The organism is Shewanella sp. LC6, from assembly GCF_006385735.2.
Lineage (GTDB): Bacteria > Pseudomonadota > Gammaproteobacteria > Enterobacterales > Shewanellaceae > Shewanella > Shewanella xiamenensis.
In genome coordinates, this window is sequence record NZ_CP043902.1 from 4,933,109 (window position 1) to 4,952,199 (window position 19,091).

Sequence of the window (19,091 nt, forward strand, 5' to 3'; positions counted from 1 at the left end):
GCGCTATGACAGACTCTCCCCGTAAACGTATCGTCGTCAAAGTGGGGAGCGCCTTAATCGCGCCCCACAAGCAAGGTTGCAGCAGCCATTATCTCTTGGGTATCGCGCAGTTTATTACTTACTGCCGCGTCCAAGGTATCCAAGTGGTATTGGTTTCGTCCGGCTCGGTTGCCGCTGGTTGGCATCATTTTGGTGGCCAAGCTCAGCCGAGTGTCACGGTAAAAAAGGCCATGGCGGCTGCGGGTCAGGCGGATATGATGGCGACGTGGAATAAGCTATTTGATTTTCCTACCGCCCAACTGCTGCTGACCCATGGCGATTTACGTAATCGCGAGCGTTATATCAGTATTCGAGACACCATTTTTAGCCTGCTCGAACACGGTTTAATGCCGATCATCAATGAGAATGATGCCGTGACCGCCGACAAACTCAAGGTTGGCGATAACGATAATCTCTCGGCCATGGTGGCGGCTGCGGCCGATGCCGACACCTTGATCATTTGCTCGGATGTGGATGGATTCTATGATCAAAATCCCCACGAACATCCCAATGCCAAGTTGATAAAGCAAGTCACTGAAATCAATGCCGATATCTATGCGATGGCGGGAGGCGCCAGCAGCGATGTTGGTACTGGAGGCATGCGCACTAAGATCCAAGCTGCCGAAAAAGCCATCTCACACGGCATTGAGACCTTTATTATCAATGGCTTTAATGCCGATTCCTTTAGCCAGCTGCTAAAGGGGCAAAATCCGGGCACCCTCTTTACCCCCTACGAAAAACCGATGCAGGAGCATTTGCATTGGATGACCCACACCTCGCAAGCGCAGGGCGAAGTGATCGTCGAGGATGATTTTGACCTCGCACTCGATCAGCACAGCGAGCAATTAACCAGTGATGATGTGGTTGAAGTCAAAGGGGATTTCTCAGTGGGCGACACCATTCTGGTGCGTAAAGGCGATGGCACTAAGTTAGCAAAAGCCAAATCTAACTACAGCAGTTGCCTACTGAGTTTTATTACCGAGCAGGATGATCAGGCGTTTGCCAGTGAATTCCAGCAAAAAACCGGCCCCATCATTTCCGATAAGAATATCGCCATTCTTAAATCCATTTGAGTGGAGAAACTATGAGCCTAATTAAACAAATATCTGCCGATGCCGCCCATGCGGCCCGCACACTCGCCCAACTCGATGAGTCGTTAAAAAACACCGTATTACTGGATATGGCACGCTCATTAAGGGAAAAAACCTATGAAATCCAAAGCGCTAACCTGATTGACGTACACCGAGCGACTCAGGATAACTTAAGTCCCGCTATGGTCGATCGCCTCACGCTGAACCAGCATCGTATTGAGGCAATGGCGCAAGGAATCGAAACCATCGCCGCCCTGCCCGATCCCGTTGGACGCGAGCGTTTTATTGGTAAACGGCCTAATGGCTTATCCATCAGTAAGATGCGTGTGCCACTCGGCGTCGTGTGTATGATTTATGAGGCGCGCCCTAATGTCACCGCCGATGCAGGCGCCCTGTGCTTTAAATCCGGCAATGCGGTGATCCTGCGTGGCGGTAAAGAAGCGCTACACACCAGCCAAGTGATCGCCAGCATTTTACAGGCGGTACTGACTGCCTATGGATTGCCTAAGGCTTTAATCAGCGTGATCCCAAATCCTGACCGCGCCCTGATGCTCGAACTGATGCAGCAGCGGGAATTTATCGATGTGATCATCCCTCGCGGTGGTGAAGGACTGATTAATTACGTCACTGAAAACAGCAGCATTCCGGTTATTCAGCACTTTAAAGGTGTGTGCCATTTATATGTGGATAAAGACGCCAATCAAGATATCGCCTTGGATTTGCTGCTCAATGGTAAAACCCAACGCACTGGCGTATGCAACGCCCTCGAAGGCTTGTTAGTGCATAAGGATATCGCGCCGCGATTCTTACCCCGTGTCGCCAAAGCACTGGCCGAGCATCAAGTAAAAATCAATGCATGTCCTCCGGCCGCCGCGTATTTCGATGCTTGCACTTATATGGCAGAAGAGGATTTTGGCCAAGAATATTTGGACTTAGAAATCGCCATTCGCCAAGTCGACAGCTTTGAGGTCGCCACCCAACATATCGCTAAGTTTGGCAGCCACCATACCGAGGTGATTTGCACCGACAATGAACTCACCGCCGCCCGCTTTCAACGCGCAGTAGATGCCTCGGTCGTTATGGTGAATGCCTCATCACGTTTTTCCGATGGTAGCGAACTCGGCCTCGGCGCCGAAATCGGCATAGCCACCACTAAGCTACATGCCTACGGCCCTATGGGACTCGAAGCCTTAACTACTGAAAAATATCTGGTTTCAGGCACAGGACAGATTAGGGCTTAGCGATTACTTAGACGATGTGATTAACTAAATAATAAAGCCCCAAGGTATTCTCCCTTGGGGCTTTGTTTAAGTGCTCATCATTGAAATAGAGCTTCATACTTCTTATACGGCTTTCAAATGTTTCGAAAATACCCAAGCGAGTTTGTCTTGATATAGAAAGGCCTTCCAATCACCGCTTGCAGCCAGCACACTAATGCGCTCACCTTTTGAGAGTACACCCAGTAACTCCCCATTTTTCTTAGGTTTGTTGCGGATATTGAGCTTATCAATAGTCACTTCATATAGCTGTCCATTCTCCAGAACAGGATTGCTCGCAATGTCCGCGTTTGGCGATTGCAAATGGCTTTTCTCTTGTGACACCACGGTGCGAGTGCTAGCACTTGTATTTGCCGATCCGATACGACAAGTTTTGTTCCAAGAAATGCAAGAGTTGCCACACGGTTGACCCTTTTTGCAATTTTTGGCGTTGGCAATGGATATTGGATGCCCCAGAACAAAAACTAACAGTAATATCCATAACCTATTCACATTTAACTCCTTTAATATTCTTGCCTCAAAATAATTACCGCTAGATTGCTTTAAGCATAGATTTACCGCCCGATACCGCAGAATACGACTCCCCTAGGAGTTGCCGCAGGGCGAATAGGCAAATTGCGTGAGTTCGGTCATGGATGACCGACTAGCTTTCGCAGGTGCAGGGACGCATCCTTCGGAAGCGATAGCAAATTTGCCAATGAGCACAAGGGGCATTCAACTCCGTTGGGGGCGGCAAGGGAGATCCAAGAGGGAATTGCTGTTGATCCCCTCTTGGTCGGGTGTGGGTTGAAGACCCACGACCTTGATTCACCTCGGCCGTAAGGCCGCAAAACTCAACGTAAATCAAATAGTGATTTGCTCAGCCCCATCACACTGAGATTTCCCCGCTTGATAACAGCTGGGTTGCCGTGGGCAGACGGCGCCGCGGGAGCAGATAAGCCGGGCATCATTTTTAATGCCGCGCTCAATCCAGTTGATATTCAATATCTTAGCCACGCTGACGAGATCGCTTTTAATATGCTTGGGAATCGGGACTGAGCCACCGCCAGAGACACAGGCGGCTTTTAAATCATGGGCTATAGAGAGTGCATCTTTACCTTGGGCTTCAATGGCCGGATTCAAATCGATACCGGCACAAAGCACATGGGGGTTGCCCGCCGAGTCTTCGACCTTAATCGACTCGCAGCAGTAAATCCGTGGTTCATTGCCCACATTTAAAATCGAAATTTGCGCCGATGTCCCAACTGAAGGTTCACTGATCATTCTAAACACCGCCCAGTGCTGGCAAGGGTCTTCCACCAGCCGCATATTGCCCCAAGGCAGGGGAATGCCATTACCACGGTAAACGGCTTTGAGTTTGCCCGGCGCATAGGCATCAAAATAATGCCAATGGGGATAAGGCGATACCACAGTCATCCGTCGCATGGCGACCGAGGCCGACACTTGCAGCTGTTTATGCACCTCAATTTCGTAACCGTGGCGGTCGAGTAATTGTCGATACGGCACCTTAGGGCATAACAAGGCTCCGGCAAAGAAGCTGGACTCAAAGTCGCGCCACGCATGCAAAATATCCTGCGCGTTCAGGGTATTAGACTGCATGGTCACTTCTTCATCCATCTCCAGTTTTCGGCCGGAGATCATCACACTCTTAAGCCCATCTTTGTTGTGCAATACGCAATGACCGATATGGGCGGCGAGATCGTACTTCAGCCGACTGGGGCGATTTTTAAGGACTTTATTGATGTAAATCGTGCTGGGCGGCTCGAAGAAAGAGGTCACTAACTGATGGGAGCTTACGCCACGCTCGTCGATCACCTCCTGGGGCGTACTATCTATCCATTTGATTTTTAAGCCTACTCCCTTGGCAATATCCAACATATCCTCGAGGGATAAGGGCATTCGTTTTAACCCAACCTCTTCGGCTGCACGTTCAAGATCGGGGAAATGGTTTTGATGGTGCTCCTGATGGGCGCGGATTAATAAGTGGGCGAATTGTCGACCCGAGATCCCCGTCTGGGATAGCATTTCAGGAATCGCTATTTGCAAAATATCATTTGAAAACAAAAAGCTGGGTTCGAGTGCCATGCCACTGATCCCACCACGGCGGCCCTTGTCCGGCGTGATGGCACTCTCCTCGGGCACGTCGTCTAAAAACCAGTCAACGTCCTTTTGAAATACAGTGGCAATCACGGCCAACATTTCGGCACTCGGCACGCGTTTTCCGCGTTCGATCATCGACAAATATGACACAGAGGGCGCACTGCCTGCATCGACGCGGATGCAACGCGCGGATAAATCTTCCATGGTTAAATTGTTACGTTTCCGTAGGTTACGTATTTTTGTTCCAAGGAAGTGTGATTTTCTCATCAAGCTCTGGTCATTGCGCATTTTGTAAAATTCACATTGTAAAATTTTTATTGTGAAATTGTAGTCAAAAAAAGACTAGACTACAAATTAAGCAATCGAGGAAGGGTTATCCACCTAGCACTGCTTAACGATTAACGCTGTTGGACAAGCTAAAGTGAAATCAAGGCCCTAATTTTTAAATTGGAAAGTGTAGAGGAACTAGCGATGAATATGTCAATTATCAAGAGCAACCAGATCCAATCGAATCTTAACAGCTTCATCGCAGAAGAAGTGCTTGCCGTCGCCCAAGTGAACGTGGCCGAGCATGAAAAACTTGCCCAAGCGAAGCAATTCCTCGACCGTCATTTCCCGCTGGATGCGGGTTCGCACCAGGATGTGATCAGCTATGTGGTTTACTACCAACACCTGCTGGCATTTTTTGCCGACGGCAGCCACAGCGGATTACGCCAAACCAAGCAGTTTGTTGCCTTCAACGGCACTAAAGATGCACCAAGCGCCATAGTGTTACAGGACCAAGGCTGCCATGTAGAGTTATGTTTCGACCGCACTGGCATGATAGGCGCGCGGGATTTAGCGAATTTGGAAGATGTACAAATCGAAACCCCAATGGCACAAGCGACTGAGCCAAAGGACACTCGCAACGCCACATCTCGCCACTGGTTAAGCCTGTTACATGCGGGAATGCCAAGCGCCAACGATATTCAAGACAAGTTGTTTACCGCTAAAGACGGTGGTGATTACAGCCTGCAAAGCATTGTTAATCTTTAATTTAATCCTACAGTTGGAGGAGATGAAACCATAGGTGAATCTCCTCAGCTTTCCTTGATGTTCATTCCATCGGCCCAATAGTCAGTAAAACTGACTCTCAAAATAAATTAAATTGATTTTATTGAAGATTAATTCCATCGCTATAATACCCGCTTTTATCAGCGTCTCAGTTCTAACCTCGTTGCCATATAAAACCGCGCTCCAGTAGTTAGAACCAAACACTCAGTCGCAAACCTAAGGCGTTATGAATTTTTCATCGATAGTCTCGCAACTTAAGCAACCCCATCGCCTTATGTTTATCTGCGCTGCGCTACTGTGTCTCGCGCCTGTTATCTCATCCCCTATGGCACTTGTGCTCGGTTTTACCTTAGCCAGCCTAGGTTGGGTACCAAACGACTGGAATATCGCCGCCCTCACCAAAAAATTACTGTCCTATTCGATTATCGGCTTAGGCTTTGGCATTAACTTCAATGCCGCGATTGAGGCCAGTAGCCACAATCTCGGGCTGATTGTCGGCTCGATTATTTTTACGCTGTTCTTGGGCTTTATGGTGACTCGCGCTTTAAAGTTTGACCCGATCACAGGGCACTTAATCGCCTCTGGCACCGCTATTTGTGGCGGTAGCGCGATTGCTGCCGTATCGCCCGCCATTAATGCCAAACCAGACCAAACCGCTACCGCATTAGCCTGTGTATTTGTACTCAACTCGGTGGCTTTGTTTTTATTCCCCGCCCTCGGGCATTTACTCAATATGAGCCAATACGATTTTGGCGTGTGGAGTGCCATCGCGATTCACGACACTTCCTCAGTTGTCGGCGCGGCCTCTGCCTATGGTGATGAAGCACTTAAAACCGCCACAACCATTAAACTGGCGCGCGCACTGTGGATTATCCCTATCGCCCTTGTCAGTGCGCTGATCTTTGGCGGCGATAAACGTAAGCTTAACCTACCGTATTTTATCGGATTTTACTGTTTAGCCATTGCAATCGCCCATTGGTTGCCGCAGTTTCAGCCGCTCTACGACACGCTGTTTATGGTGTCGAAACGTACCTTGGTTCTGTGTCTGTTCTTGATTGGTGCGGGGATTACGGTGCAAAAAATGCGGGCAAGCGGTCCTAAGCCTTTGCTGCTGGGCGTGATCCTGTGGGCAGCGATAGGAATAACGTCTTTAGGTTATATTCTGTATTTTCAATAGATTGGATTTGAGTCTAACGACTCTGATTGACGCGCTAACGCGGGAAGCTTTATTCGGCGTTGGGTTTAATCCGCCAAGCCAACCCCAGTACGCCTAAAAAGGCGGAAAACTCAATCAGCGAGCGGAGTAATCCTGTGGTTTGCGTGGATGCAACGAGGGCAATAAAGCAAAACACAATCAGTAGCGAGTTTTTCAATTGCATCATCCGACAAACTTAGGGGATGATCATTATTGTTTAGAACTAAAAAGCCAGCCAATATCGATTTTCAATAACAAATAGCTATAAAAACTAAGCCTGAGAGTTTAGCTTAAGCGGCTTTATGGGCGCTATCGGACTCGTTTGCCGCCAGTTCTTGGTTATGTTCTTGAATAAAATCCTCCATAAACCAAGCACAAAAGGTGTGGCGGCCATCCACATCGGCCTTGCCATAAATGGTCGACGCCTGTTGGCGCACGGTTTTCTCTTTTGTCTGCCTAACTTCGGCAATTTCTTTAAAACTCAGCCCCTTAAGCAATAAAAATGCGACTTGCTGCTCGCTCTTGGTAAAACCCCAAGTATCAAACTGGTTCGATACGGCTTGGCTGTATTCCTGTCTGGCGGAGCGCATTTGGGTCGACATATTGTCGATTTTCTTATCGGCGTACTCGAGGCGTTTTGCTAAGGCTTTAACCTCACGCGAGCGGCGCATTAAATCGTAACTTAGATAGATGGCACCGACGGCGGTGAGCACTAAGAGTATGGCTTCCTGCACTAAGTGCCATTGCGGAATGCCTAATTGAATGTCGGAACTAATGTCAAAAAGCTTAAAGCACATGATGAGTGCCAGCAGACCAATAATGACAATATCCTTCATCTAAAACTCCTAAATAAAAGCAAAATCAATCAATTACTTTATGGGACATATGTACCATAGGCGGATTTATGATACAGGTCCCCGACGACTTTCACCCGTCAATCCCTACACTGACAGCATTGTTTAATACCACAGAATCATCTCATGTCTGTCAGTTCGTCTTGTATCAAGTTATGTCTGTTGACCAGCTTAGTCGGCAGTAGTTTCCTGTGTCTTGCGGCGGAAGCCGAACTTTCCCAAGCGCTTTCGAGCAGCCAAGCTAGGTTGACTCATCTCACTTCGTCGAATACCCAATCGGCAAATTTATCCAGCTCGACCTGGCTCACTGGCCTGCCGAGCATTACCTTAAGTCACCTCGGGAGTTTGGATAATAGTAACAGCTACGAGCAGGAACTCTCAGTCAATTTGCCATTTAAATCGCCCGCGCTACACAGCAGCGATAAGCAAATAAAACAACTCGCCGAGCAAATTCATCAACAACAAACAGCGCTGCAAGGCTTGTATCTCTCGGGATTATTAAGGCAGAGCTTGTGGGAATACCGCCAGAGCGAAGTCAAACTGTCGCAGCTTGAGCGCAAACAGCAGTTGCTCGATAAACTCCATCGCCAGCAAAAACAACTGACCGATGCGGGGGAACTGCCACTGGCCAACACTCTGCTACTGGAGCGGGAAAGTGTCGATATCGCCTTAAGCCGCGCCGACATTCTGCAGCAACAAGCCCAATCTTTAGCCCTATATCAACAGCTGACGGGTCAAGACCGAATGCCGAGCGCGATAGAAGAAACTGACCGCCCGCTTGGCAAGGGCGCGGAGACCTTAGCCCAACATCCCCTATGGCAATTGCTAAAGCTGCAACAACAGCAACACCTGCTGCTGATCCAAACTCAGCAAACGGGTGAGCGCGATCCTTGGACCGTCTCACTCACAGCAAAAAATACCGCGGATACGGGCGTGGATGATCAGCAGTTAGGCATCGCCGTGTCAGTGCCCTTAACCTTGGGCTCGGCGCTGTCCCAGAGCGATTTGTCCCAATGGCAACAAGCGAATACCGAGCAAAGTCTCAATCTTGACCGCAGCGCCCTCGAGCTTAAAAACCAATGGGATCAATTAGTCCGCCAGCAAACTAACCTCGTCGAGCAACAGCGCCTACTCACCCAAGCGCTCGCCCTCAGTCGCACCATTACCGAGGAACTCGCCAAGGTAAAAGATCAAGATCAGGTGAGTTATGAAGTCTGGCTACGCCGCTATATGGAGGCGCTCGACACCGAATCCCGCTTGGCGCTCAACCGCGTCAGTTTACAACAACTGCATTCCCAACAACTCCAAGCCTTAGGAATTTCATTATGATGGCCAAGTACGGCGCATGCCTTCTCTGTTTATCCACGAGTGTTGTAGGTTTGGCACAGGCCGAAAGCTTAGCCATTAGCGCCTTAGGTAATCTCGACCTCAATTACACCCAACCCCAAAGAGTCGCCAGTTATGAGGGCAGCCCACTGCCGGCGCAGGTTGAAATCCTCCCAGGCAATGATTACTGGATCAGCACGCCCGAGAATATCCAGCAGGTGCACTTTCTCGTCGGCCAAGGCCAGCGCGTCAGTAAAGGCCAAGCGATAGTTAAACTCACAGGGCCAGAAGTGTTCCACTACCTCGCCCAAGTCGAGGCCGCGGCTACCCTGTATCAACTCGCCAAGAGTCGTTATGAGCGCAACAAACCTTTGCTCGCCAATGGCAGCATAAGCGCCGAAAAATGGCGTGAGATCAGTCAGGACTATTTCACGACTCACCTCGAATACGAGCATATGCAGCACTTTATGGAGCGCGTCCACAGCACAGATGCGGCTACCGACTCCTTAGTGGTCGCCGCGCCCGTTGACGGTATCGTTAAACTCAATGCCATCAGCGGCCCTTATATGGCCGGGGATCAGCTGTTTTCACTGGTACCCAATAACAGCATCCGCGTCAAAGTGAATGTGCCGACGGGCCAGTCCCACTCCCTGTCGGCCATCAACATTAATCAATGCCATATCGCGATTGAGTCACTGTCGGCGATTGCCGAAGGCGCCTTTGTCACGGCTTGGTCATCGGCGGTGCCACAGGAATGTAACCTGTTGTTAGGTCAGCAAATGACTGTGGTTCCCGAGTATCAAAAAGCTGTGTATCTACTCCCCAAAAACAGCGTGTTTAGTTGGGAACAGGACAGCCAAGTGTTCACTCTGTCCGATAACCAGCTCAATGCGCTAACGGTCGATATCTTAGGCTCAACTCCGGAGCAATATATTGTCGCCAGCGATCAAGACTTGAGTCAGCTGCAAGTCCTATCCCAGTCGGTTGCCGCGGTGAAAGGCATCATGCTCGGTTTAGGAGGCGAATAAGATGCTCACCTCTGTGATCCGTTTTTCGCTCACTCAGCGACTCTTTGTGCTGATTGTGGCGCTGATCCTCATGTTGGCAGGCGCACGCGCTTGGTTTGCCATTCCCTTGGATGCCTTTCCGGATATTTCCCCAACCCAAGTGAAGATTATCCTCAAGGCTCCCGGCATGACGCCGGAGGAAATCGAGGCCCAGATTACCGTCCCGATTGAAACCGAGCTGCTCGGCATTCCGCAGCAATCGATTCTGCGCTCGACCACTAAATACGCCATTAGCGATATCACCCTCGATTTTGAAGAAGGCACGGATATCTATTGGGCGCGCCAACAGGTGAGCGAGCGCCTCTCGGCGGTCTGGGACAGTTTTCCCGAAGGTGTGAGTGGCGGTGTGGCGCCAATGAGCACACCGCTGAGTGAAATCTTTATGTTTTCACTCGAAAACCCCAATCTTTCCCTGCTGGAGCGACGTCAATTACTCGAGTGGGAAATTCGGCCGCTGCTGCGCACAGTGCCGGGTGTTGCCGATGTGAATATCCTCGGCGGTTATGCAAAGAGTTTTAGTATCAGCCCCAATCCTGCGGCGATGGCGGCTGCGGGCGTGAGCTTTGCCGCGCTGCAACAGGCGATTGTGGAGAATAATCACAACGAAGGTGCTGGTAAGCTCACCATAGGTACAGACACCATCATAGTGCGCTCCGAGGGACGCATCGATGATATCGACGAGCTTAAACAGCTAGTGATCAAAGCCGATAATGCCAAGGTCTATCGCTTGCAGGATCTCGCCGATATCCAGATTGGCCACCTTGCGCGCTACGGCGCCGTGACAAAGGATGGTAACGAAACCGCCGAAGCCTTAATCATTGCCCTCAAGGACGCCAATACGGCACAAGTGGTTAACAACATTAAGGAAAAGCTGGCACAAATCAGCCTAACTCTCCCTGAAGGCAGCCAGATAAACACCTTTTACGACCGCGCTAACCTGATCAATACCGCTATCGAGACCATCTCCAATGCGCTATTCGAGGCCGTGGTACTGGTCATCGTATTGCTGGCGCTGTTTTTAGGGAATGTGCGCGCCGCGTTAGTGGTGTCACTATCGCTGCCACTGGCCGCACTGTTCACCTTTTTGATGATGGATCACTTCAATCTTTCCGCTAACTTGATGAGCCTCGGTGGCCTCGTTATCGCTATCGGCATGTTGGTGGACTCCTCCGTGGTCGTGGTTGAAAACATGGTAAATTTAATCGCCACTAAACAGCGTTTGCCGCGTTTGCACTTAATCTTTCGCGCCACCAAAGACGTCGCCATTCCCGTAGTCTCGGGCACGGTTATCGTGATCATAGTGTTCTCGCCACTGCTTACCCTCAGTGGTTTAGAGGGTAAACTCTTTACCCCAGTCGCCATCACCATAGTGTTTGCCATGCTGTCGGCGCTGGTGTTATCGCTGACTGTGATCCCCGTGATTGCCTCATACCTCGTTAACGAAAAGGCCGCGAAAGAACCTAAGGCCATCGAAAAGCTCAAGCATCTTTACCTTGGCAGCCTAAAGGCCTGCTTTGGTTGGCAAAAGCCTTTTATGCTCATCGCCTTTAGCTTGCTGATCGTCAGTCTCGGCCTATTTAGTCTGGTGGGGAAAACCTTTATGCCGACCTTAGATGAGGGCGACATCATTCTCCAGTTAGAGAAATCCCCTTCGATTTCCCTCGACGCCTCCATCGCTATCGATAAACAGATCCAGCAAACACTGCTAAGCCAAATCCCCGAAATCAAACAGATGGTGGCGCGCACTGGTGCCGATGAGATTGGTTTAGATCCCATGGGACTGAACGAAACCGATGTGTTTTTAGAGCTGGCGCCACGCAGCGAATGGCGTTTTGCCACTAAAGAGCAGCTTATCGATGCCATCCGCACTGTGCTGCTTAAATATCCCGGCGTGAACTTTAACTTTACGCAACCGATACAGATGCGTGTCTCCGAAATGCTCACAGGCAGTATTGGGGATGTCGCGATTAAAGTATTCGGTAATGATATCGAGACCTTAGGAAAGCTCACCGGCGAAATAGAACAACTGGTCACAGCGACTCAGGGCAGTGTCGACGTTAAGATGGCGATGATTGAAGGTAGCCCCTTTATTAATCTCACCTTAGATAACGAGCTCGCCCGTGGGTTTGGGATGAGCACTATGGAATTTGCCCGTTACCTCAAGAGCCAACTCGAAGGTGTGGTCGTCACCGAGGTGCTGCAAGGGAAGAAGCGCACGCCTGTGCTTATCGCCAATAATCAGGCGCAGATCAGCAATATCAACGAACTGCAAAATCAGCTATTGGTAATGCCAGATCATTCCCTGAAACGCCTAAGTGACGTGGCAGTATTGAGTTATAAACAGGGCCCTATCCTGATCGAGCGGGAACAGGGAAATCGCTTTTCGGTAATCACCACCAACGTTCAAGGGCGGGATATTGTGGGCTTTGTGGAAGAGCTTAACAGCAAAATCGCCAAGGAAATCAAACTACCAAGCGGCTATAGCGTCAGCTTCGGTGGCGAGTTTGAAAACCAGCAGCGCGCCACCAGCAATTTGTTGCTGGTGATCCCAATAGCTATCGCACTGATCACTTTGATTTTATTCACCACCTTTGGCTCGCTAGCAAAATCGGGATTAATCCTCGCTAACGTCCCGTTCGCTATGATGGGCGGTATCGTCAGCTTGTATCTCTCGGGGGAGTACCTCTCGGTGCCCGCTTCAGTAGGTTTTATCGCCCTGCTCGGTGTCGCGGTGCTTAACGGCGTAGTGATGGTCAGTTATTACGAACAAACCAAATACTTATTTGGCAGCCTCAGGGAGCGAGTCGAACAGGGTGCCGCGCGGCGACTCAGACCCATTCTGATGACGGCCACCACCGCCATGTTTGGTTTGATCCCCTTAGTGTTCGCCTCGGGCCCTGGTGCTGAAATCCAAAAACCCTTGGCCATTGTGGTGATCGGTGGATTGCTCACATCGACCATTACGACCCTGTATTTACTGCCCATGTTGTATTTTTGGCTGGAGAAACGCCGATGAGCACGGAACAACTGCTAGTCCTGATCGCCCAAAACGATATTAAGGACGATATAGTCGACACTCTGATTGAGTTGGAGTTTTTATCCGGCTTTAGCTTGGGCAATATTTGCGGATTTAGCCGAGAGCACAGCCATTTTAATATCAAGGAACAGGTGGAAGGTTATCGGGAGTTTTGTAAGTTTGAGATTATGCACCCTGCAAGCCAGCAAAGCGCCCTGCTTGAAGCACTAGCAAAGGTCTGTAAACACAACCCTTGCCGTTATTGGATTATGCCCATCTATCAAAACGGCACGCTTTCCTAACGATAAAGGGCATACAGAACCTGCTGTATGCCCTTTGATTGACTACAGAATCGGGGTTGGACGACGCACTAAGTAACCACTAACGATGGAGAGGATGCAATAGGCGGTAAAGAAGTAAAATCCGCTCTCAAACTCCGCCTTGGTCTTTAGCATTTCACCCATGCCACCCGAGGCATTGCCCGCCAAAAAGGTAATAATCAGAGCCACGACAAACACATCGGCCATCGACCATTTCGCTAGCGCAGAGACGATATGATGAATGCGCCACTGCAGCGCAATCGAACTCACGGTTTGTTGTACCAACATTAGACTGAGTTTTACCGCAGGGATAATGATACTAAACAGCATCACCAGTCCTGCAACTAAGCCATTACCAGTATTATATAATTCGGTGACTGTGCTCCAAATACTGCGGGTTTGCTGCAATACTTCTACCTCGCCCTTGAGGTTATTTAGCCCTAGCAGGCCACTAACCATATTCAACATGCCGCGGGCACTGTCGCGCCCCGAGTCATCATCGAAACTTTGTGCGACCTGCTCAATCCCCTGTTCGGCTAATTTGGCCTTATTTATGCTGCCGTTAAGGCTCAAAATGGGCTGAGTTACGCCGGGAATTAACAACGCCAAAGACAGCAGAATAACGAGAATGGGAAGGAGAGATTGACGAACACTGTTCATAACTGAGCCCAAAGCAAACTTTCACCCAGTGTAAGGCTTTTGGCGCAGCGGGGGCAATGAATGGCACTTAAGATCTTGGTAGATATCAAGTGCAACTTGGGCAATCAATAAAAGGGTGATGGATCTATATCTAAGGAGCTTGGCGATACGCCTCGCTCAATGTGAAGTTCTGATTTAAGAAGGTCTACCATGGCGACTTCAGTGTAACGCTTTGCTTTTAGAGAATAAAAACACTTCACAATTGGATGTAATGCATCTCTATCCTTGGAGGTCCAAACAATACCAACTCGACCATCGGACAATTCGACTAAAGAGCCTACAGGATATACACCGATACAACGAATAAACTCATAAACCAGCTCTTGATCTAAGTGAAATGGCGTCAAGCTCAGTAAGATCTTAAAGGCGGCCGCAGGACTCATGGCCTCTTTGTAGCAACGCGTCGCGGTTAAGGCATCAAATATATCGACAATACAACTCATCCGACCGTGGCGAGGTATCTCATCTCCCTTTAATCCCCTTGGATAGCCCCGCCCATCTAATTTTTCATGGTGCATTAGGCAGATATCTTTGCTTATTTGAGACAACCCTTTGGTTTCGTTCATTATTTCAAGTGCATATACTTGATGCAACTTCATATGCTCGAATTCTTCAGGCGTGAGCTTGCCCGGTTTATGCAGGACTTTATTGTCGACCTTAATCTTGCCAATATCATGCAAAATGCCGCCCACCGCCATCTCTCTTAACATAGCGCGGTCGAGTTTAAGGTATTTACCGAAAGTAACGAGCAGGAAGGCGACATTCACTGAGTGCTCTAACAGATAAGCATCTTTAGTGCGCAGTGCTGACATACACTTTAGGGCGTCTTCATCCAACAACACTGACTCGATCATGCTGTCAGCAAGTGCTTCAAAAGGAGCGACTTCAATCGCTTTACCCTCGAATGTTTCTGAGAGTACTTTGCGAATGAGATCCTTCGCTTCGGTCAAAATGACCTTCGCCTGCGCTTGTTGCTTCTCACGGGTCAGTAGGGATTTTTTAACTTCTGATAGGCTATCGTTGCTGGCTTTACGTTTAAAACCACAATGTTCAGCCGAACGCTCCGTATCGACCCAAACATATTTGATGCCACTCTTTGATAATTTTAGAATCGAGTCCTTGTGCTTGATTTGTCCAGCATTTGCAATTGCCAACCGGCCCTGATCATTTCTGTCAATTGCTGTGACAAACATTCCCAACGTCAATTTCGACACTGGCAATTTGATTAGGTCAACCGATTCTGCCGACTCACTCATACTAGCAACCCCAAGGCATAGAGAATATTACTGCTATCGACTACGTAACATGCCGCACTATTGGGCGCACGATGCCGTTGTTTACTTCCTGGAAGTATAGGACAGTATAACGCGCATTCTATGCTGAGGAAGATAAAAGCACCATATGCTTTGATGATTAGCATCAAAGAACAAGACAAAAACCTAGTAGAATCCTATGCCATTACTCAAGAGCGAGCTAATCGTCTAATAATATAGCATTTTTTAATATTACACATTCGAAGCTTGCCACCATCCAACGGCGATATTGGCAGTTATAGCAGGAATGAAGATCATCATCTATCTGCTCATCTTCATCATCTGGAGCAAAATGAGTGCACAACCGCGCCGCCCGCCTTGCTTCTGAATATTGCTGTAAACCCGCCCGAAAAATCCAACGTTCAGTCTCATATTCAAACAGCTTGAGTAACTTTTGATCCATTCCCACCTCAATAGTCCTGCAAGGCTTGCTTGCCAGCATTACGCCACAGCTCACCGTCCTTCGCGACTAATAAAACAAATTGATGTTCAAGATAGACAGCTTTTACTTTGCCTTTGAGTTGGACTTTTTCGTCTGCGGCCAAGCGGTATTTATCGGTACTCATCACCGCATCCAAGCCGGTTTGTTCAAGGATATCCGCCACAGGTAGCTCAAGGGAAACCTCTTCAAGTTGACCGAGTTTGATTTGGCCCTTCACTCGCCCATCATTGCCCATTAACCGCAATCCAAGCCCAGCCAAAGCACCAATCACACCTTGACCAGTACCACCGTGTTCAGTCAGATGAATCTGTAACTGCTCAGCAAGCTGATAGGCGGCCGCTTTGGTAATGACTTCACACTTGGCTCTGAGCCCAAAGTCTATCAGCGCGTTCACATCATAGTCGGAATCGACATCCAAAATTGCAATCCCAGGATCTGCCTTAGGTGCAGATTCAGCCACCAGATGCGCGACCGCCAGACGATAGATCTCGGCCTGTGATAACGGCGACTGCAACGCAAAACACATGGCGCTATTGTGAGAGGTGTAAGGAATATCAGGATGCACAAATAATTGGTGCCGCGTCACAAAGGAAGCCTTGCCACCCGAGTTTTGCGCGAGCAAATGTGCAATTTCCTCAGCTATCTCGCCTGTGCCTTTAGTGCCAATGTCGTCGGTATCATCGATACAAATAAGCCAATTTTTCATCGGTATTCCTAGCAGTTAAAACTTGTCACGGTGGAGGATGTCATGGGCCTTAAGCCTATGCAGCACGGGAGGCACCAGCAGGGCACCTAAGGTGGCAAAAAATCCACCCTTAAGCACGCTAGCACCCCATTGGATCAGTACAACATCGAGCGCCATGCCCGCCAGCGCATTGGTCAGAGCCACTTTGACCGCCCAGGCCATACAGCCAACAATGCCTAAAATCACGCAGCGCCAGTGCAGGCTTAAGGTGAGAGGTAGCAACAAGGCCACCAGATCCATCGCAATAGCAGGTAAGATAAACTTCAATAAAATCATTGGGCCGCCCTTACCAACACCGAGCGCCATCGCGACTAGCCCTGCAACACCACCACAGGCAATCATGCTACCAAAACGCCCAAGTACGCCGTAGCAAATCAAATAGAAGAAACTCATCAAAAACATGCTATGGCCAGAAATCCCGAGCTTAAGCCTTAACATACTCGTCAATGCCACCAGCAAAGTGGCGCAAAAACCAATAAACAGCGAGTCCTGCAAACTCAGAGGAAGTTTTTTCTTCATTTTTTGTCTCTCGGTGAGTGCCAATGGGTGACACGCGTACTCTTGCCAAAGTGACGACTCTGGGCCGCAACCGCCATCTGGCGAGATAATTTAAGTAATTGGATTAATACAGGAAACAGCACGCAATACACTAGCTCAGGCCAATTTTTAGGATTTCGCAGCGCCTTAGGGGTAATACGCGCGCCTCGCAGACATTGGATCTGATAAATCTCGCGCACTTCATCCGCCATATAGGGCAGCAAACTCAAAGATGCGGCCACCACAAAGGCCCATTTGCTCGGCAAAAATGCACTTAATACTTCGCCAATGCGCTCGGGCGCCGCTGTGATACACAACCACCAGCCGGGGATAGTCGCTAAAATAATGCGTCCCACCACCACGGCGCCTTGGGCGAGGTGATCAACGCCATAGAGCAATAAATAAAGACTTAAAGTAATCGTCAGTTGAATCACACCGAGTTTAACCACGCCCATAATACTGCCCCGGCGCGCTAAGCCATGGAGCACTAGCAAGCCATTCACGGCCGCCAGCGGCAGCAATAAATCGGCGGGCAATACAAAAGCGCAGGCGGAAAGTACGCAGACGAAAAACAGCGACAGCGCGCATAGCGTAGTTTCTTGCTTCTCGCGACTCCAACGCCGGCGGGCACGTAGTCGCCATCGACGACAACTAACCCACATAGCGCTCCTCCATCAGAGTGTCTTCCGTCAACAACCCATTGTGTAAACTGAGTTGCCGAGACACGGCACTATGCACGACTACTCTGTGACTACTCATTAAAATGGCGCAACCTTGCGCACTGAGGCGCCTGAGCAGATACCATACTTTGCGATAGTACTCTTTATCCATGCCCGCGAGTGGATCATCAAGTAGCAACACCTTAGGTTGCAAGCAGGCTAATGATGCCAAGGCAATAAGATGCTGTTGACCGTAGGACAACTTATGAGGCGACTGTTCGGCCAGCGCACTCAATTCGAGATCGAGCAGCATTTGCTCGGCACGCTCTTTAGGCAGTTCGAAACGATTCAAACTAAACTGCATCTCGGCCAGCACGCTGGTTTCAAACAGTTGTCGACTCGGCCTTTGCAGCAATAACCCTAACTCGGCGCCATACACACCGAGTTTAGGCTTACGGCCCAACACCTTGAGCGGCAAGCGCAACTTTAGGTGCAGCATGCCCGCGATGGATTTTAATAGGCTAGTTTTACCCGCACCATTATCCCCCACTAAGGTCACTATCTCGCCGGCGTGCAATTCAAACCCTTGTGGACAGCTAAACAAGGGCTGACAACCATCGAAGCAGAAATCAAACGCCTCGGCGCTCACCTGTACTTTGCCTAAGTGATGTGTACTTCCCCAAGCTCTCACTGGCGCTTCCTGCACGGTGGCATCGCTGACGGTATATATCCCCTCGGATAAACGGCCTGCCTCTAATTGCCAATAATGCTGGATAATCTCGGCAAAGGCCGCCGCATTATGTTCCACCAACACCAATGCCATGCCTTCGGCAATTAGATTACGTAATACCGCTAACAGCTCACTCACGCCATGGTCATCGAGCTGCGCCCATGGCTCATCGAGCAAGAGTAAATGCGGCTCACACACCAACTGTGCGGCAATCATCAAACGGTATTTTTGACCGAGGGAAAGGGTGCTGACAGAGGTGTCGAGCCGTAAAAACAGCCCGACGCGTCGCAGCGCTAACTGCACTTTAGGTAACATATTCTCGGCGGGGATGCCGAGATTCTCTAAGGCGAAGGCGACTTCGGCCCCAACAGTCTGCCGCAGTAACTGAGTTTGCGGATCCTGCATCACTAAGCCAGTAACCAACTCTGGGTGACGCCAAATATCGCCCTCATGCGGGCGATTCTGTACGCCCGCCAGTAGATTTAATAGACTCGATTTACCCGAGCCCGTGGGCCCACTCACACAATGGCATTGGCCTGCGCCAATCGAGAGATTAAGCTCCTGTAAAACCGGGGCTAGCTGGCTGCCATAGTTAAAGCTGACACCGTCGAGCTCGAGTAATTTCATC

19 protein-coding genes are annotated in these 19,091 nt (G+C 49.5%); 8 read left to right on the plus strand and 11 right to left on the minus strand.

What is annotated here, in order from left to right:
* Window positions 1-5 precede the first annotated feature (5 nt).
* Together proB and FJD32_RS22010 are read left to right on the plus strand one after the other, a co-directional pair.
* Window positions 6-1,112, plus strand: a complete 1,107-nt coding sequence (gene proB / locus FJD32_RS22005; RefSeq protein ID WP_069453941.1) for a glutamate 5-kinase — start codon at window positions 6-8, stop codon at window positions 1,110-1,112.
* A gap of 11 nt (window positions 1,113-1,123) precedes the next feature.
* Window positions 1,124-2,371 (plus strand): glutamate-5-semialdehyde dehydrogenase, encoded by a 1,248-nt coding sequence (locus tag FJD32_RS22010; protein WP_069453940.1) that lies wholly within the window; start codon window positions 1,124-1,126, stop codon window positions 2,369-2,371.
* A 102-nt stretch (window positions 2,372-2,473) separates the two neighbouring features.
* Here the strand turns inward: FJD32_RS22010 and FJD32_RS22015 are convergent, their stop codons facing one another.
* The gene (locus FJD32_RS22015; protein WP_069455370.1) at window positions 2,474-2,899 is read right to left on the minus strand and encodes an SH3 domain-containing protein; all 426 of its coding nucleotides are present in this window, start codon (window positions 2,897-2,899) and stop codon (window positions 2,474-2,476) included.
* Window positions 2,900-3,250: 351 nt separating this feature from the next.
* Window positions 3,251-4,795 (minus strand): DUF3612 domain-containing protein, encoded by a 1,545-nt coding sequence (locus tag FJD32_RS22020; RefSeq protein ID WP_069453939.1) that lies wholly within the window; start codon window positions 4,793-4,795, stop codon window positions 3,251-3,253.
* A gap of 183 nt (window positions 4,796-4,978) precedes the next feature.
* On the opposite strand from FJD32_RS22020, the gene FJD32_RS22025 reads away from it, so the two are divergent.
* Window positions 4,979-5,542 carry a malate synthase gene (locus tag FJD32_RS22025; RefSeq protein WP_037423939.1) on the plus strand — a complete coding sequence of 188 codons (564 nt, stop codon included), beginning with the start codon at window positions 4,979-4,981 and terminating at the stop codon, window positions 5,540-5,542.
* 244 nt (window positions 5,543-5,786) lie between these two features.
* Window positions 5,787-6,737 (plus strand): putative sulfate exporter family transporter, encoded by a 951-nt coding sequence (locus tag FJD32_RS22030; RefSeq protein WP_069453938.1) that lies wholly within the window; start codon window positions 5,787-5,789, stop codon window positions 6,735-6,737.
* A gap of 49 nt (window positions 6,738-6,786) precedes the next feature.
* On the opposite strand, the gene FJD32_RS22035 is transcribed toward FJD32_RS22030, so the two are convergent.
* The gene (locus tag FJD32_RS22035; RefSeq protein ID WP_162531799.1) at window positions 6,787-6,942 is read right to left on the minus strand and encodes a hypothetical protein; all 156 of its coding nucleotides are present in this window, start codon (window positions 6,940-6,942) and stop codon (window positions 6,787-6,789) included.
* A 103-nt stretch (window positions 6,943-7,045) separates the two neighbouring features.
* The gene (locus tag FJD32_RS22040; RefSeq protein WP_037428372.1) at window positions 7,046-7,591 is read right to left on the minus strand and encodes a LuxR C-terminal-related transcriptional regulator; all 546 of its coding nucleotides are present in this window, start codon (window positions 7,589-7,591) and stop codon (window positions 7,046-7,048) included.
* Between the two features lie 144 nt (window positions 7,592-7,735).
* Between FJD32_RS22040 and FJD32_RS22045 the strand changes: the two genes are divergently transcribed.
* The 4 genes from FJD32_RS22045 to FJD32_RS22060 are packed head-to-tail and all read left to right on the plus strand — an operon-like array spanning window position 7,736 to window position 13,320.
* Window positions 7,736-8,938, plus strand: a complete 1,203-nt coding sequence (locus tag FJD32_RS22045; RefSeq protein ID WP_140907439.1) for a metal transporter — start codon at window positions 7,736-7,738, stop codon at window positions 8,936-8,938.
* A complete protein-coding gene (locus FJD32_RS22050) occupies window positions 8,935-9,963 on the plus strand; it encodes a membrane fusion-like protein (protein ID WP_140907440.1) in 1,029 nt (342 codons plus the stop codon). The genes FJD32_RS22045 and FJD32_RS22050 overlap by 4 nt, the downstream gene beginning before the upstream one ends.
* A gap of 1 nt (window position 9,964) precedes the next feature.
* A complete protein-coding gene (locus FJD32_RS22055; protein WP_140907441.1) occupies window positions 9,965-13,018 on the plus strand; it encodes a CusA/CzcA family heavy metal efflux RND transporter in 3,054 nt (1,017 codons plus the stop codon).
* Window positions 13,015-13,320 carry a DUF3240 family protein gene (locus FJD32_RS22060; protein WP_011627657.1) on the plus strand — a complete coding sequence of 102 codons (306 nt, stop codon included), beginning with the start codon at window positions 13,015-13,017 and terminating at the stop codon, window positions 13,318-13,320. Before FJD32_RS22055 ends, FJD32_RS22060 begins: the two co-directional genes overlap by 4 nt.
* A 42-nt stretch (window positions 13,321-13,362) precedes the next feature.
* Here FJD32_RS22060 and FJD32_RS22065 read toward each other — a convergent pair whose 3' ends face one another.
* The 7 genes from FJD32_RS22065 to FJD32_RS22095 form a co-directional block, all read right to left on the minus strand.
* A complete protein-coding gene (locus tag FJD32_RS22065; RefSeq protein WP_140907442.1) occupies window positions 13,363-13,998 on the minus strand; it encodes a paraquat-inducible protein A in 636 nt (211 codons plus the stop codon).
* 104 nt (window positions 13,999-14,102) lie between these two features.
* Entirely contained in the window at window positions 14,103-15,293 is a 1,191-nt protein-coding gene (locus FJD32_RS22070; RefSeq protein ID WP_037423961.1) for an HD-GYP domain-containing protein, read from the minus strand.
* A gap of 217 nt (window positions 15,294-15,510) precedes the next feature.
* Window positions 15,511-15,753, minus strand: a complete 243-nt coding sequence (locus FJD32_RS22075) for a hypothetical protein (RefSeq protein WP_055647188.1) — start codon at window positions 15,751-15,753, stop codon at window positions 15,511-15,513.
* A gap of 7 nt (window positions 15,754-15,760) precedes the next feature.
* The gene (locus FJD32_RS22080; RefSeq protein ID WP_037428353.1) at window positions 15,761-16,498 is read right to left on the minus strand and encodes a DNA-binding protein; all 738 of its coding nucleotides are present in this window, start codon (window positions 16,496-16,498) and stop codon (window positions 15,761-15,763) included.
* 15 nt (window positions 16,499-16,513) lie between these two features.
* Window positions 16,514-17,056, minus strand: coding sequence for a core component of ECF transporter (locus FJD32_RS22085; protein ID WP_069453933.1), 543 nt, complete (start codon window positions 17,054-17,056; stop codon window positions 16,514-16,516).
* On the minus strand, window positions 17,053-17,736 hold the full coding sequence (locus tag FJD32_RS22090; protein WP_069453932.1) for an energy-coupling factor transporter transmembrane component T: 684 nt from the start codon (window positions 17,734-17,736) through the stop codon (window positions 17,053-17,055). Before FJD32_RS22090 ends, FJD32_RS22085 begins: the two co-directional genes overlap by 4 nt.
* Entirely contained in the window at window positions 17,726-19,090 is a 1,365-nt protein-coding gene (locus tag FJD32_RS22095; protein ID WP_140907443.1) for an ATP-binding cassette domain-containing protein, read from the minus strand. Before FJD32_RS22095 ends, FJD32_RS22090 begins: the two co-directional genes overlap by 11 nt.
* Window position 19,091 lies beyond the last annotated feature (1 nt).